Source organism: Bradyrhizobium sp. ISRA442, assembly GCF_038085055.1.
Taxonomy (GTDB): Bacteria; Pseudomonadota; Alphaproteobacteria; order Rhizobiales; family Xanthobacteraceae; genus Bradyrhizobium.
In genome coordinates, this window is the sequence record NZ_JALGCN010000003.1 from 624,002 (window position 1) to 638,731 (window position 14,730).

At 63.2% G+C, this 14,730-nt stretch carries 16 protein-coding genes; 4 read left to right on the top strand and 12 right to left on the bottom strand.

Going from position 1 to position 14,730, the window contains the following annotated elements:
* Positions 1 to 279 precede the first annotated feature (279 nt).
* Complete coding sequence (locus tag MTR72_RS09260) at positions 280 to 507, top strand: hypothetical protein (RefSeq protein WP_280968519.1); 228 nt, start codon at positions 280 to 282, stop codon at positions 505 to 507.
* Between the two features lie 258 nt (positions 508 to 765).
* Here MTR72_RS09260 and MTR72_RS09265 read toward each other — a convergent pair whose 3' ends face one another.
* The 5 genes from MTR72_RS09265 to MTR72_RS09285 form a co-directional block, all read right to left on the bottom strand.
* Complete coding sequence (locus tag MTR72_RS09265) at positions 766 to 1,443, bottom strand: MIP/aquaporin family protein (protein ID WP_280968520.1); 678 nt, start codon at positions 1,441 to 1,443, stop codon at positions 766 to 768.
* On the bottom strand, positions 1,444 to 1,863 hold the full coding sequence (gene arsC, locus MTR72_RS09270) for an arsenate reductase (glutaredoxin) (protein ID WP_280968521.1): 420 nt from the start codon (positions 1,861 to 1,863) through the stop codon (positions 1,444 to 1,446).
* The gene (locus MTR72_RS09275; RefSeq protein ID WP_280968522.1) at positions 1,863 to 2,333 is read right to left on the bottom strand and encodes an ArsI/CadI family heavy metal resistance metalloenzyme; all 471 of its coding nucleotides are present in this window, start codon (positions 2,331 to 2,333) and stop codon (positions 1,863 to 1,865) included. Before MTR72_RS09275 ends, arsC begins: the two co-directional genes overlap by 1 nt.
* 11 nt (positions 2,334 to 2,344) lie before the next feature.
* Positions 2,345 to 2,686 carry an ArsR/SmtB family transcription factor gene (locus tag MTR72_RS09280; protein ID WP_280968523.1) on the bottom strand — a complete coding sequence of 114 codons (342 nt, stop codon included), beginning with the start codon at positions 2,684 to 2,686 and terminating at the stop codon, positions 2,345 to 2,347.
* A 63-nt stretch (positions 2,687 to 2,749) separates the two neighbouring features.
* On the bottom strand, positions 2,750 to 3,691 hold the full coding sequence (locus tag MTR72_RS09285) for an AEC family transporter (protein ID WP_341510313.1): 942 nt from the start codon (positions 3,689 to 3,691) through the stop codon (positions 2,750 to 2,752).
* 310 nt (positions 3,692 to 4,001) lie between these two features.
* Here MTR72_RS09285 and MTR72_RS09290 point away from each other — a divergent pair, with 310 nt between their 5' ends.
* Positions 4,002 to 4,361, top strand: a complete 360-nt coding sequence (locus MTR72_RS09290) for a hypothetical protein (RefSeq protein WP_280968525.1) — start codon at positions 4,002 to 4,004, stop codon at positions 4,359 to 4,361.
* Positions 4,362 to 4,728: 367 nt separating this feature from the next.
* Complete coding sequence (locus tag MTR72_RS09295) at positions 4,729 to 5,406, top strand: ParA family protein (RefSeq protein WP_280968526.1); 678 nt, start codon at positions 4,729 to 4,731, stop codon at positions 5,404 to 5,406.
* A gap of 81 nt (positions 5,407 to 5,487) precedes the next feature.
* On the opposite strand, the gene MTR72_RS09300 is transcribed toward MTR72_RS09295, so the two are convergent.
* The 5 genes from MTR72_RS09300 to trxB form a co-directional block, all read right to left on the bottom strand.
* Positions 5,488 to 5,676, bottom strand: coding sequence for a hypothetical protein (locus tag MTR72_RS09300; RefSeq protein WP_280968527.1), 189 nt, complete (start codon positions 5,674 to 5,676; stop codon positions 5,488 to 5,490).
* A gap of 147 nt (positions 5,677 to 5,823) precedes the next feature.
* Positions 5,824 to 5,973: a hypothetical protein gene (locus MTR72_RS09305; protein ID WP_280968528.1), complete on the bottom strand. Its 150-nt coding sequence runs from the start codon at positions 5,971 to 5,973 to the stop codon at positions 5,824 to 5,826.
* Between the two features lie 278 nt (positions 5,974 to 6,251).
* On the bottom strand, positions 6,252 to 7,160 hold the full coding sequence (locus tag MTR72_RS09310) for a 4-hydroxy-tetrahydrodipicolinate synthase family protein (protein ID WP_280968529.1): 909 nt from the start codon (positions 7,158 to 7,160) through the stop codon (positions 6,252 to 6,254).
* Positions 7,161 to 7,602: 442 nt separating this feature from the next.
* On the bottom strand, positions 7,603 to 8,526 hold the full coding sequence (locus MTR72_RS09315) for a LysR family transcriptional regulator (protein ID WP_280968530.1): 924 nt from the start codon (positions 8,524 to 8,526) through the stop codon (positions 7,603 to 7,605).
* 5 nt (positions 8,527 to 8,531) lie between these two features.
* Positions 8,532 to 9,497: a thioredoxin-disulfide reductase gene (gene trxB / locus MTR72_RS09320; RefSeq protein ID WP_280968531.1), complete on the bottom strand. Its 966-nt coding sequence runs from the start codon at positions 9,495 to 9,497 to the stop codon at positions 8,532 to 8,534.
* Between the two features lie 268 nt (positions 9,498 to 9,765).
* On the opposite strand from trxB, the gene MTR72_RS09325 reads away from it, so the two are divergent.
* Positions 9,766 to 10,245, top strand: a complete 480-nt coding sequence (locus MTR72_RS09325; RefSeq protein WP_280968532.1) for an Lrp/AsnC family transcriptional regulator — start codon at positions 9,766 to 9,768, stop codon at positions 10,243 to 10,245.
* A 216-nt stretch (positions 10,246 to 10,461) separates the two neighbouring features.
* Here the strand turns inward: MTR72_RS09325 and greA are convergent, their stop codons facing one another.
* Together greA and carB are read right to left on the bottom strand one after the other, a co-directional pair.
* Positions 10,462 to 10,935, bottom strand: coding sequence for a transcription elongation factor GreA (gene greA, locus MTR72_RS09330; protein ID WP_280968533.1), 474 nt, complete (start codon positions 10,933 to 10,935; stop codon positions 10,462 to 10,464).
* A 208-nt stretch (positions 10,936 to 11,143) separates the two neighbouring features.
* A complete protein-coding gene (gene carB / locus MTR72_RS09335) occupies positions 11,144 to 14,608 on the bottom strand; it encodes a carbamoyl-phosphate synthase large subunit (RefSeq protein ID WP_280968534.1) in 3,465 nt (1,154 codons plus the stop codon).
* Positions 14,609 to 14,730 lie beyond the last annotated feature (122 nt).

The window sequence follows — 14,730 nt, forward strand, 5'->3', positions numbered from 1 at the left end:
ACTTGGAGCAATCCTTAACGCGTGTGGTCGCCTCTACACAGCCCCACAATGAATTTGCCCTCGCGGGTTCTTCCGATACAAAATCCGCTACAAAGCAAAGGCGTCTTTTCCGAAAATCTGCAGTAAAATCAATAGCAAGGTGGCGGTAAGGCAGCCCCACCAACTGTACCAGTGCTCTCAATGACTTAAGCCGAGCTCACGCAGCGTTCCCCGGAAGGCGATGCGCCTAGCCCTGCCGGCCGCCCCACGTCAATTGCCGCAGGCAGCGACCCGTAGCGCATGGAGATCCTGTTCGAACTCGTTTTCGACGGTGCGGAGTTCATATTCGGTCTGCTGATCGATCTGATCGAGATCGTTGGCCGTCTGATCGGATGGCTGCTCAAGTGCTTTCGCCGCTGGCCGGACATTCAGCCGGATGTGTCGTGGCGCAAGCGCGCGCGGTTGTCTCTCGGCGTTGGCTTGAGCCTCTGCGTCCTGGCGCCGCTGCTCTGGCTGATCTGGCGTTGACCAGCTCTATTGCGCGGAGTGTACCGCTCTCCGATCCTCGCTTCGCGTGAATGGCCCGAGCGTAGGCCTCCGCTCAGGAAGCTACTTCATCCCAGCCACCACCACCGGCAACGTCACCGCCGCCAGCAGTGTCCCCAGCGCAACCGCGCCCGACACCGTTCGCCAGCCGCTCATACTGAACCGCAAAGATATACGCGTTCGCGCCGGCTGGCATCGCCGCGAACAGCACGACCAGGCCGGCCGCTAGCGGCTGCAGGTTCAAGAGCGTTGCCAGCAGGAAGGCGTCCGCCAGAGCCAGCCGCTCAATGCGGTCGCAGCAGCGGCGGCCAAGAGCTGAGCGATGATGAAGGGGATAACGCCCGCGGGCGCAATTCCGGCGAATGTATCGGATAGTGATCTTGCTATCGTCACGGCAGGGTTGGCGAACGATGTCGAGGCCGTGAACCAGTAGGCCGACGTGATGTAAAGGCCGACCGCATAAGGGATCGCGCTCGGCGATTTGGCAGCGCAGCCGAAGATCGTGAGCACAAGGCCAAAGGTCGCCACGCCCTCCGCCAGCCATTGAGCGCCGCCCGTCCGCTGCGTCATCGAGACTTGCCACAGGGGAAGCTCGAACATCAGATGGGCGATCCAGACCCCCGCGATAGCACCAGCAAGCTGGGCCACGATGTAGGCTGGCGACAGTCGCCAAGGCAGTTCGCCGCGTGCAGCCAGAGCCAGGGTGACGGCTGGATTGAAGTGAGCGCCGGAAACGGGTCCGAAGATCAAGATGAGTACGACGAGGATTGCGCCGGTCGGGATGGTGTTGCCGAGCAGCGCAATCGCTACATTCCCACCGGCGAGCTTTTGGGCCATGATCCCTGAGCCGACGACTGCGGCCAAAAGGAATGACGTCCCTAGCCATTCGGCAAATAGTCGCCGCCCCAGCGACTGCATCTATGTCGCGCCCTTCGTTCTCTTGTCGATGACTCGCTCGCCGTCTTCCTTGACGAATTCGCCCTGCTGGGGCGGAAGAAGGTCAATGACGGCCTCCGACGGCCGGCAAAGCCGCACGCCGAGCGGTGATACGACAATCGGTCGATTGATGAGAATTGGGTGCGCCATCATGGCGTCGAGCAGCGCATCGTCGCTCAAGCTCTCGTCGTCCAGCCCCAAGTCTTGGTAGGGCGTGCCCTTTTCGCGGAGGAGCTCGCGTGCGCTGATGCCCATGCGAGCGATCAGCGCCTGCAGCATCGCCCGAGATGGCGGTGTCTTGAGATACTCGACGACATGCGGCTCCACGCCCGCATTGCGGATCAGCGCGAGCGTGTTCCGGGAGGTCCCGCAATCGGGATTATGGTAGATGATGACATCCATCAGCAGCACGCCGAATTGGGCTTGGCGGCGGCTTGCGGAGCACAGCAAGCACCCTGCTTCTCATGAGCCACGCGTGCACCGTTCTCGCCGGAGCCATCGCCATAGGTCGTGCTTTCGCCTGTGGTGTGGAAAGTCTCCCAGGCGATCCCGGCCGGATCGTCGATCCACGATTTCTCCGACTTCGCGTAACAGCATGCCGTCTGGCCTTGCTCGATGATATTGCCGCCAGCTTGCCGAAGCCGCTCGTAGACTTCGTGCAACTCCTCGGTGCTCTCCACTTGGATGCCGAGATGGTCGAGGCCGGGCTGACGGCCACGCGTAGAGATCGCGAAATTGACGCGGGGATCTTCCAGCATCCACTTCGCATAGTCCGGCTTCACGACCGTGGGCTTGGACGCGAAGAGCGCCGAATAAAAGCCGATGGAGTGCGTGATGTCTTCGACGGAGACGTGAACGTGAAGGCGCTTCATGGCGTGTCCTTTCAAGCTGGCACTTTGGTCTTGCGCGTAGGCTTGCACGCGGTCGCTGGGGCGCATGGTGCGCCGCCGCAGCAATTCTCGGTCAGGAAGGCGAGCAGAGCGTTCATCTGCTCGAATTGCGCGGCGTAGATCATCGAGCGGCCGTCGCGGCGGACGGTCACGAGGCCGGCCATGCGCAGGCGGTCGAAATGGAAGGTCAGCGTATTCGGCGCAACATCAAGCGTAGCCGCGATGGCGCCCGCGGCCATGCCTTCCGGTCCGGCCTGCACGAGGAGCCGAAAGGCATCGAGCCGGTTTTCCTGGGCCAGCGCAGAAAGGGCCGCGACAGCATCTGTCTTTTCCATAATTCAACGATTATCGAAATGACTAGGGACAGTCAAGGGGGCCTCAAGCACCGCTTTCCGGAGCTAACCCATCCCCGCCACGATCACCACCACCGGCAGCGTCACCGCAGCCAGCAGCGTGCCCAGCGCCACCGCGCCCGACACCGGGTTCACCAGCCGCTGATACTGGACCGCAAAGATATACGCGTTCGCGCCGGTCGGCATCGCCGCGAACAGCACGACCACGCCGGCCGCCAGCGGCGGCAGCTCCAATAGTTTTGCCAGCAGGAAGGCGACTGCCGGCATCGCCAGCAGCTTGAGCGCGCACATGACGGTGATGCCGAGCTTCTCGCCCTTGATCTCGAAGCGGAACAGCGTGATGCCGAGCGCGATCAGCGCCGCCGGCGATCCCGCCTGTGCGAGCAGCTCGATCGTCCTGTCGACGACGGGATGGAGGCCGAGTCCGGCAAGGCGCCAGACCAGGCCGAAGCCGATCGCCAGCATGATCGGGTTGCGCGAAAGATCCAGGAGCACCGGCAGGATGACGGACAAGGCCGGGCCTTTCTGCTTGCGACCGGTCCATTCCATCTGCAGCGTGCCGCAGAGCCAGAGCAGCGGCGTGTTCACCGACAGGATCAGCGCCATCGGTCCTGCCGCCTCGTTTCCCAGCGCCGAGAGCGTTAGCGGAATGCCGAGCATCACGATGTTGCCGTAGACCGAGCCGATCGCGAACACGACGCGGTCCGCGCGGTCCTCGCGCTGCTCGCGCAGCAGGGTCGACAGCGCGAGCGCGGCGATCCAGGTGATGGCGAGGGCGCCGTAATAGGCGCCCCACATCCGGAAAGGACTCAGATGCGGGAATTCCGAGACGACGATGGTGCGAAACAGCAGCGCAGGGATGGCGATGCTGAAGGCGAATTCGGAGATGCCCTTGTGCGCGGTCTCGGAGACGAAGCGAAACAGTACCGCGGCATAGCCGGCCGCGATCAGGGCAAAGACCGGCGCGACGATCAACACGGTGGCCATGCGGCCCTCACTTTACGGGGATATCCGCTGAGACCACCCCACACCCTCGATGATGGCATCATGCCGCTGTTTTGCCCGACGTGTCAAACGGGTTTCGTAAAATCAGCAATCGGCCGCTTCGGCCCCATCGGCTACTTTGCATGGGGTTGTTTTCGCGTTTTTTTGTCGGACCGTCACCGGAGCCTCAGGCCGTGGGCTGACCGCTCTGTTGCCGAGAGCGCACAGCTTGCGGTTTTCGCATCTCGGCTCGGTTGCCAACGAATGAGCGTTCACCCACTATCCCCTCCAACTTGACGATTGGAGGGGATCGATGGCGTTTCGCTCTAGGAAGTCCTTGGCTGCAATCTGTGGGATTGCCCTGGCCATCCTCGTCCAGCCTGGCGCTGGCTTCGCCTACACTCCGGAGCAGCAGCAGGCCTGCACGCCGGACGCGATGCGGCTGTGTGGCGAGTTCGTTCCGAACGTCGATGCCATCACCGCCTGCATGATCCAGAAGAAGGCGCAGCTCTCGCCGCCGTGCCGGGTGTTCTTCCGGCAGGGACCGGAGCCGGGCGAAGTCCGCGCCCGGCGGCCGACCGAGATCAAGCCGCATACGGCGAAGAAGAGCACCAAGCCGACCTCGAAGCCGACTTCCAAGGCGAGCAAGAAGAGAAAGACCGACGAGGGCTGATCTGCCTTGAGTCAAAATGGCTGGCGGCATCAGCTTCGCGAAAGCCAGCGGACTCCTTTTGTTCACCCATCGCGCGCACGCGACTGCAGCGAACAGCGTCGCGATTGGCGGAAAAGAGCCGGAATAGGATTTGCGCGGCGAGGTTGCATCCGTCATTTTCCCGGCTCGCTGCTCAAAGAGCGCACGGTATGCTGGTCTGACAGGCGTTTTGTTACAGTTCGCGTCTGCGTCGCGCGCTGCAGTGTGACTCAAAAGCCAACACGTCTTGTTATTTCGTGGCCGCAACGCAACTCCCGGTAAATTTTTCTTTCACGAATCAGCGTGGTGATTCATTTTCGCGACCTGGGGTCAATCTGGAGGCCAAGGTATGAACGTTATTGTTTTTGCATCGCGTAAAGGCGGCTCGGGCAAGAGTACCCTGGCTGCACATCTCGCCGCGCAGATCAAGGCGACCAAGCCCGTTCTGCTCGTCGACGCCGATCCACAAGGGTCGCTCACGCTGTGGCACAAGCTGCGTGGCACCAACGAGCCGCAGATCAAGGCTGCGGTGAACTCCGTCAGCGGCATCGTCTCCGCTGCCAGGCGCGACGGCTATGAATGGGTGTTGATCGACACGCCGCCGAACCTGTCGGCCGTCGTCGACGATGCCATCAGGAACGCGACCATGGTGATCATTCCAGCGCGTCCCGGCGTGTTCGACGTCAACGCGGTGCAGGAAACGATCCAGATGTGCCGCGCGGCGCGCAAGCCCTATGCGGTCGTGCTGAACGGTGCGCCGGCTCGTCGCGACGAGGCCGAAAGCCCGATCGTCACCATCGCGCGCGAGGCGCTGGCGAAATTCCGTGCGCCGGTGTGGGGCGGCCAGATCACCAACCGTTCCGATCTCTTGATGGCGCTGAGCCACGGCGAAGGCGCGCGGGAATATCAGGCCGAGAGCCGCGCGGCTCAGGAAATCGCAAGGCTGTGGGCGGCGATCGAGCGTTCAGTGAAGGCTATTCGCGGCACGGCGTCGGCATCCGGCGCAATGCACAAGCAGGCGGCTTAATTTCTTTGTTCATTGCTGGCTTACGAAAAACGCGCGGGCGAGCCGCGCGTTTTGCGTTTCGGAAGAGCTGGTAGAAGCGCCTTACGCCACCATCAGCATGTAGAACACGATCACCGGCGACAGGGTCAGGATCACCGACCAGATGCCGACGGCCCAGAGAATGTCCTCGGTGCTAAAGCCTTGGTCGGCAAAGTCCTGATTGGCCAAGTCTTGGTTGGCCAAGTCCTGGTTGGTAAAGCCTTGCCGTCCGGCGTCGTAATGCGACGCCATATCATTCTGACTATTCACAAACGCCCCCGCGATTTCTTCGCTGATGGGCTTAAGTGATAAGCGTGATGTTTTAAGATCCGGGTCGCAACTCCGCTCGCATTTGAACACAGGTGCTACCGCGGATTAACCATCCGCGCTCGACCAGCGTCAGCCCAGGAGCCAGACGCGGAAGAGCAGCACCGGCATCAGGCCGAGCATCACGGCCCAGAAGCCGAACGACGATACCACCAGGATTCCCTGCAAGAGATCGGCGGGCGCGAATTGGCGCGCGGCCGTAGGCCGGGTTCGATGTCCCATGGCTTTCCCCCTTTGGAAGATCTTAGGACGACGATAGGCGCGATTGCGTAAACGAGACGTGGATGCGCTATGCGGCGCCTGCGAAGACGATTGGGGCGGGGTTAACCAAGGATGCCGGTCTCTCGCTCCCTCTCCCCGTTCTTACGGGGAGAGGGTGGGGTGAGGGGCTCTATCCGCGATCACGGTGAGAGCTGGACTCGCGGAGAGTCCCCCTCACCCGGATTGCATCTTCGATGCAATCCGGCCTCTCCCCGCGAGCGGGGAGAGGCAAGAAGCAGCTACGCCGCGACTTTCACGCGTCGCTCGATCTCGCGATCGAGTGTGGCGGCGAGCTCGCTGCTTACCTCCACCATCGGCAGCCGCACTTCGGGGCTGTCGATCAGGCCGCTGCGCCACAGCCAGTACTTCGCCGGCGCGGGACTTGGCTCGGCGAACAACAGGCGCGTCAGCTCCTTTACCTCCTGCCAGTGCGCCAGCGCCGCGCTTGAGTTGCCGCGCTTCAGCTCCGTGTAGACGGCGGCGAAAGTCGCGGTCTCGATATGGGCGGAGAGCAGGATGCCGCCGTCGGCGCCATCGGTGAGCGCATCGTGATAGTTGGCGTCCTCGCCGGTGAGCACGCGGAAATTCTTCGGACGATCACGCAGCAGCGCGATCGATTGCTCGCGGCTCGCGCCGCAATCCTTCAGGCCGACGATGTTCGGATGCTCGGCAAGACGCAGCAGCGTCTGATTGGTGATGTTGACCGAGGTGCGATAGGGAATGTTGTAGAGCGCGAGCGGCCAGGCGGCGTGATCGGCGAGCGCCTCGAAATGCGCCAGCATTCCGCGCTGCGACGGCCGCACATAGTAGGGGCTTGCGATCAGGTAGCCGTCGATCGGCCAGTCCGCGGTCTCGTCGAGACGATCCTTGAGCCGCGACGTGTCGGCACCGGAAAGGCCGAGGCAGATCGGCACTGTGCGGCGGCCGGCTGCCATCTCGTCACGCACGATGGCGACGAGGCGTTCGAGCTCCGCGTCTCTCAGCGTCATGCCTTCACCGGAGGTCGCACCCAGGATGAAGCCGTCGATGGCTTGCGCGGTGTAGTGCCGTGTCAATCGCCGCAGCGACATCTCGTCGAGGCGGCCGTCGCGAAACGGTGTCACCAGCGGCAGCCAGAGTCCGTGCAGATGATGTCGTAGACCGGTCATGTTCCATCTCCTTCAGATTTGACCTGAGACGGAGGGCACATGAAAAAACCCCGTCCAGGTGGCGGGGTTTTCGGGATTGCGACGATGACGAAGCTTTACCTAGCGCGCGCAAATATCCCTGGTCCCCGGATGGGGGCCTTTTTTCGAGATAGGTGCGCACGACTTCGTGATCATTGGCAAATGATGCGGGGTATGCCTGGAACTGTCAATACACGCGGAGCGCGAAGGCCAAAATCGACGAAAAAAAGCCGGACCCGAAGGGCCCGGCTTAGGTATTGGCCACGTGAGGCCGACACAATCACCTTCCAAGAGGGATTACTGAACTCCCGCGCCACTGGAGGAGGGGGACAAATGCGCAACGCGAAGGCTCAGCGTGCAAACATTATGGGCTCGCCCCGCGCCCTGCAGCAACCGTTGAGGTCGCATGTCAGTCATGCGGAAATCAGGACGGCCAGCGCTGCGCCTTGCTCACCACGAAGTCGCGGAACACCTGCACGCGCGCGACCGTCTTCAACTCCTCGGGATAGACGAAATACGTGTCGAGTTGGATCGAATCCGATTCGCCGAAGAGCTGCACCAGACGGCTTTGCTCCTCGACGAGGTAATCGGGGAGCGCGGCGATGCCGAGGCCCTGCTGACAGGCGCGCACGAGCCCTAAGATGTTGTTGACCTTGAAGTAGGCTTCGCGCGGACCGCTGCCATTGCGCCCGGCCTCGATCAGCCAGTTGCGGTTCTGAAGATGCGCAGCGAAGTTGCCGTCCGAGAGCGTGATGATGCGGTGCGAGTCGAGCTCCTCCAGCGTGCGCGGCGTGCCGAAGCGCTTGATGTATTCCGGCGAGCAATACGCGTGGAAGCCCATCGCGAACAGCTTGCGCTGGATGAGGTCGGGTTGCGTCGGCTTGCGGGTGCGGATCGCGACGTCGGCCTCGCGCATCGACAGGTCCAGCTCCTCGTCGGTGACGATCAGCGAGATACGGATCTCCGGATAGAGCGCGGTGAATTCGCCGAGCCGCGGGATCAGCCAGTTGATGCCGACGCCGGGCGTGGTGGTGATCTTTAGGTCGCCGCTCGGCCGCTCGCGGCTGTCGGTCAATTTCGCGCGTGCCGCCTGGAGCTGCATGAAGACGTCATGCGCGGTGCGGAACAAGAGGTCGCCCTGCTCGGTGAGGATCAGGCCGCGGGCGTGGCGGTGGAACAGCGAGACCGACAGCTCCTGCTCCAGCGCGCTGACCTGGCGTGAGACCGCCGATTGCGACAGGCCGAGCTGTTCGCCCGCATGCGTGAAGCTGCCCGCCTCCGCCGCCGCGTGAAACACCTTCAGCTTGTCCCAGTCCATATCCGTGAATCCGTCGCGTGTTCGTGCCATGGTCTTCATTCCGCTGCCGCGCGCTCGCTGGCGCGCAGGGCCAAGAAACGTTCGGCTTCGAGAGCTGCCATGCAGCCGAGGCCGGCGGCCGTGACGGCCTGGCGATAGGTCTCGTCGGCGACGTCGCCGGCGGCGAACAGGCCGGGCACCGAGGTGGCGGTCGAGTTCGGGGCGACCTCGACATAGCCCGACGGTTTGAGCTTGACCTGATCCTTCACGAGTTCGGTTGCCGGCGCGTGTCCGATGGCGATGAACACGCCGTCGGCTTTCAGCTCGGTGAGCTTGCCGGTCTTGACGTTCTTCAGGCGGACGTGGGTGACCTTGCTCGGATTGGTCTCGCCGCGGATTTCGTCGATGACGCTCTCCCAGACCACCTTGATCTTGGGATGCTTGAACAGGCGCTCCTGAAGGATGCGCTCGGCGCGGAAATGGTCGCGGCGGTGAACGAGGGTGACCTGTGAGGCGAAATTGGTCAGGAACAGTGCCTCCTCGACCGCGGTGTTGCCGCCGCCGACCACGATCACTTCCTTGCCGCGATAGAAGAAGCCGTCGCAGGTGGCGCAGGCGGAGACGCCGAACCCCTTGAAGGTTTCCTCCGAGGGGATCCCGAGCCAGCGGGCCTGGGCGCCGGTGGCCAGGATGACGGTGTCGGCGAGATAGACATCGCCAGAGTCGCAGGTGAGGCGGAACGGACGCTGCGAAGTCTCCAGCTTGGTCACCAGATCGGTCTTGATCTGGGTGCCCATGTGCAGCGCCTGCTTCTCCATCTGCTCCATCAGCCAGGGGCCCTGGATCACGTCGGCGAAGCCGGGATAGTTCTCCACGTCGGTGGTGATGGTGAGCTGGCCGCCCGGCTGGATCCCCTGGATCAGGATCGGCTCGAGCATCGCGCGCGCGGCATAGATCGCCGCCGTGTAGCCGGCGGGGCCGGAGCCGATGATGACGACCTTTGCATGGACGGGAGTTGGCATTTTCTTGGGACGCCTTTCTCGGGGGAATCGCAGCGCGGGCGCGGAACGTGCCAAGGAAGGCTTGCGGAGGCGCTGGAATATCAGAGCTAATCTAAGCCTTCTGGTGAGCTATGCAAGAATTGCATTCCCTCTCGGCGGATTTTTCCAACAAGGAACAAAAGTCGATTGCGCTGCACGCGCAATAAAATTGCGCACCCGGTGCGGACTCGGCTATGAGGATTGCGACAGACCCATCCGATATCGCCGCAAGGCCAGGAGTTCCAATCACGTGTCGCGGAACCTAGACGAGATCGATCTCAAAATTCTCGCCGAGATCCAGGCCGACGGTCGAATCACCAATGTCGAGCTGGCCAAGCGCGTCGGGATTTCGCCGCCGCCCTGCCTGCGCCGCGTCCGCGCGCTGGAGGAGGAGGGCTATATCCACGGCTACCGCGGCCTGCTCGATGCGCGAAAGCTCGGCTTCGATGTCACGGTATTCGCCGCGGTGCATCTCTCCAGCCAGGCCGAGGCCGACTTAAGGGCGTTCGAGGAGTTCGTCCGCGCCGAGCCCCTGGTGCGGGAGTGCTGGATGCTGTCGGGCGAGGTCGACTTCATCCTCAAATGCGTCGCGCCCGACATGGCGACCTTCCAGGATTTCGTCACACATCTCACCGCGGCTCCCCACGTGCGCAACGTGCGGACCTCGCTTGTGCTGCACAATTCGAAATACGAAGCCGCCGTGCCGCTCGATGTGAGGGGGCGGCGTTAAGCCCATCCTTGGTGACGAGTCATCCATCTTCTCCGTCATTGCGAGCGAAGCGAAGCAATCCAGACTGTCGCCGCGGGAAGATTCTGGATTGCTTCGCTGCGCTCGCAATGACGGGTGGTGAGCCTGCGAGCCCACCTTCCGCGCCAAACAACACGCCGAAACAAAAAGGCCGCGCGAGGCGCGGCCTTTTCAAAACATTGTCAGATGTGGCGCTGACTACCGCCACTCCACCTTGGTGATCTCATAGGCCTTGGCGCCGCCGGGCGTGTTGACCTCGACGGAGGCGCCCTTCTTCTTGCCGATCAGCGCGCGCGCGAGCGGCGAGGTGATGGAGATGCGGCCCTTCTTGGCGTCGGCCTCGACCTCGCCGACGATCTGCCACACCGTCTTCTTCTCGGTGTCCTCGTCGATCAGCGTCACGGTGGCGCCGAACTTGATGGTGTCACCGGATAGCTTGGTGATGTCGATGATGTCGGCGCGCGCGAGCTTGTCCTCAAGTTCGGCGATGCGGCCCTCATTGTGGGACTGCTCTTCCTTCGCGGCATGATATTCCGCGTTTTCCGACAGGTCTCCGTGCGAGCGCGCCTCCGCGATATGCTCGATGATCCGCGGACGGTCCACGGACTGGCGCTGCTTCAATTCTTCCCCGAGCGCGGTAAAACCGGCCAGAGTCATCGGAACCTTTTCCATCGCTTCTCTCGTTCTCCGGTCGCGGGTCCCCAAAAAGAAAGGGCGCCGCGACCATGATTCGTCTCTGTTTCCGGAGGCGGAACACGCGGCCACCGGAACGTTATGTGGGTCTGGCGCCGGAACAGAACAACCACATGGCCGGACAGTTCCTCCGGCCATTGTAGCTTCATTGCCAATCACTTAGCGAAAGGCTGGCCTCCGCCAACGATCAGGTTTCCGAAAAATAGCTCTGCAGGGTACGAACCTCAAGGTCCCCGCCCAGATAGGCGCGGATGCCCTGCGCGGCCGCCACGGCCCCGGAAAGAGTGGTGTAATACGGCACTTTATGCAAGAGGGCCGCGCGCCGCAGCGAACGGCTGTCGGCGAGCGCCTGCGGGCCTTCGGTGGTATTGAAGACGAGCTGGATATCGCCGTTGGTGATGGCGTCGACGATGTGCGGCCGGCCCTCCAGCACCTTGTTGACCTTCTCGGTCGGGATGCCCTGGTCGGTGAGGAAGCGCTGCGTGCCCGACGTCGCCAGCACCTTGAAGCCGAGCGAATGCAATAGGCGCACCGCTTCGGTGATGCGGAGCTTGTCGCTTTCGCGCACCGAGACGAACACCGTGCCCTTGCCCGGCACCCGCGTACCGCCGCCGAGCTGGCTCTTGGCGAATGCGACCTCGAAGGAGCTGTCGATGCCCATGACCTCGCCGGTCGAGCGCATCTCGGGGCCAAGCACCGTGTCGACGCCCGGGAAGCGCGCGAACGGGAACACGGACTCCTTGACGCCGACATGCTTGAGCTCGCGCTTCTTCAGCTTGAAGTCGGCAAGCTTTTCGCCGGCCATGACGCGCGCGGCGATCTTCGCGACCGGCGTGCCGATCACCTTGGCGACGAACGGCACCGTGCGCGAGGCGCGCGGGTTGACCTCGAGGACGTAGATCTCGTCGTCCTTGATGGCGTATTGCACGTTCATCAGGCCGACGACGTCGAGGCCAAGCGCCAGTTCACGCGTCTGTCGCTCCAGCTCATCGATCATCTTGTCATCGAGCGAATAGGGCGGCAGCGAGCAGGCAGAGTCGCCGGAGTGGATGCCGGCTTCCTCGATGTGCTCCATGATGCCGACGATAAAGACGTCCTTGCCGTCGCTGAGGCAGTCGACATCGACCTCGGTGGCATCGGTGAGATAGCGGTCGAATAGTAGCGGGTTTTTGCCGAGCACGGTGTTGATCTGCCCGGTCTTGTCGTTCGGATAGCGCGCCTTGACGTCGGCCGGCACCAGCTCCGGCAGCGTGCCGAGCAGATAGTCGTTGAGCTGGTTCTCCTCGCGGATGATCTGCATCGCGCGGCCGCCGAGCACGTAGGACGGGCGTACCACCAGCGGCAGGCCGAGATCGGCGGCGACGAGGCGGGCCTGCTCGACCGAATAGGCGATGCCGTTCTTGGGCTGCTTCAGCCGCAGCTTGTCGAGCACGCGCTTGAAGCGGTCGCGGTCTTCGGCGAGATCGATGGCGTCGGGCGAGGTGCCGAGGATCGGCACTTCCGCCGCCTCGAGCGCGCGCGCGAGCTTCAGCGGGGTCTGGCCGCCGAATTGCACGATCACGCCATGCAGCGTTCCGTTCTTGCGCTCGGTCGCGATGATCTCAAGCACGTCCTCGGCCGTGAGCGGCTCGAAATAGAGCCGGTCGGCGGTATCGTAGTCGGTCGACACCGTCTCCGGATTGCAGTTGACCATGATGGTCTCGTAGCCGGCGTCGTCCAGCGCGAAGCAGGCGTGACAGCAGCAATAGTCGAACTCGATGCCCTGTCCGATCCGGTTCGGGCCGCCGCCGAGGATGATGACTTTCTTCTTGTCCGACGGCGCGCTCTCATCCGCGAGGGCACCCGCGAACGGCGCCTCATAGGTCGAGTACATGTAGGCGGTGGGCGAGGCGAACTCGGCGGCGCAGGTGTCGATGCGCTTGAACACGGGACGGACGGCGAGCGCGTGGCGTTTCGCCGCGACCTCCGCCTCAGTGGTTTGCGAAAGTACCGCGAGCCGCGAGTCAGAGAAGCCCATGGCCTTCAGTGTGCGCATGCCGAAGGCATTGGATGGAAGCCCGTTCTTCTTGACCTTCTCCTCCATCTCGACGATGCCGCGCATCTCGGCGAGGAACCACGGATCGATCTTGCAGGAGTTGAAGATTTCCTCGTCGGACCAGCCGAGCCGCATCGCCTGCGCGACCTGCAACAGCCGGTTCGGCGTCGGCGTGCCGAGCGCCGCGCGGATCGCGTTCTTGTCGTCGCCATGGCCGAGGCCCTCGATCTCGATCTCGTCGAGGCCGGTGAGCCCGGTCTCGAGCCCGCGCAGGGCCTTCTGCAGGCTTTCCTGGAAGGTGCGGCCGATCGCCATGACCTCGCCGACCGATTTCATCGAGGTCGTCAGCGTGGCCGAGGCGCCCGGGAATTTCTCGAAGGCGAAACGCGGGATCTTGGTCACCACGTAGTCGATCGTCGGCTCGAACGAGGCCGGCGTCGCGCCTCCGGTGATGTCGTTGGCGACCTCGTCCAGCGTGTAGCCGATCGCGAGCTTGGCCGCGACCTTCGCGATCGGGAAGCCCGTGGCTTTCGAGGCCAGCGCCGAGGAACGCGACACGCGCGGATTCATCTCGATCACGACCATGCGGCCGTCGACCGGATTGATGCCGAACTGCACGTTGGAGCCGCCGGTTTCCACCCCGATCTCGCGCAGCACCGCGATCGAAGCGTCGCGCATGATCTGGTATTCCTTGTCCGTCAGCGTCAGCGCCGGCGCGACCGTGATGGAGTCGCCGGTGTGCACGCCCATCGGATCGAAGTTCTCGATCGAGCAGATGATGATGCAATTGTCCTTCTTGTCGCGCACCACCTCCATCTCGAACTCTTTCCAGCCGAGAACGGATTCCTCGATCAGGACTTCGTTGGTGGGGGACGCGTCAAGGCCGCGCTCGATGATGTCGAGGAACTCTTCCTTGTTGTAGGCGATGCCGCCGCCGGTGCCGCCGAGCGTGAAGGAGGGGCGGATGATCGCGGGCAGTCCGATCTCGGACAGCGCCATCATCGCTTCGCCGAGCGCGTGCTCTTGATAGCGCTTGCGGCGCTCGTTCTCGCCCAGCGACCACTGCCGGTCGAGCTCTTCCAGCGCGGCGCCGGACAGTTTCTCGCGTTCGGCGAGGTATTTGTCGCGATAGGATTTCTTCAGCGCCGAGGCGTTGGCGAGCCGCGACTTCGGCGTCTGCAGCCCGATCTTCTCCATGGCGTTGCGGAAGAGCTGGCGATCCTCCGCCTTGTCGATCGCATCCGCGGTCGCGCCGATCATCTCGACGTCGAACTTGTCCAGCGTGCCCTGCTTGCGCAGTGAGAGCGCGCAGTTCAGCGCGGTCTGGCCGCCCATGGTCGGCAGCAGCGCGAAGCCGCCGGGGATGACGTGGCGTTCCTTCTCGATGATCTTGGCGACGATCTCGGGCGTGATCGGCTCGATATAGGTTGCATCGGCCAATTCCGGGTCGGTCATGATGGTGGCCGGGTTGGAATTGACGAGGACGATGCGATAGCCCTCTTCCTTCAGCGTCTTGCAGGCCTGGGTGCCGGAATAGTCGAACTCGCAGGCCTGGCCGATCACGATGGGACCGGCGCCGATGATCAGGATGGTCGAGATGTCGGTTCGTTTGGGCATCACCGCTCGCGGGCTGGAATTTGGGCACAAAAAAAGGGCGCGCTCGCCGCGCGTCCCCTTTAGCCGAGAGCGCGGGTTTCCCTCGCGCGCGGGTGGGTCTTAGACCAGTTTTCGGGGCGGCG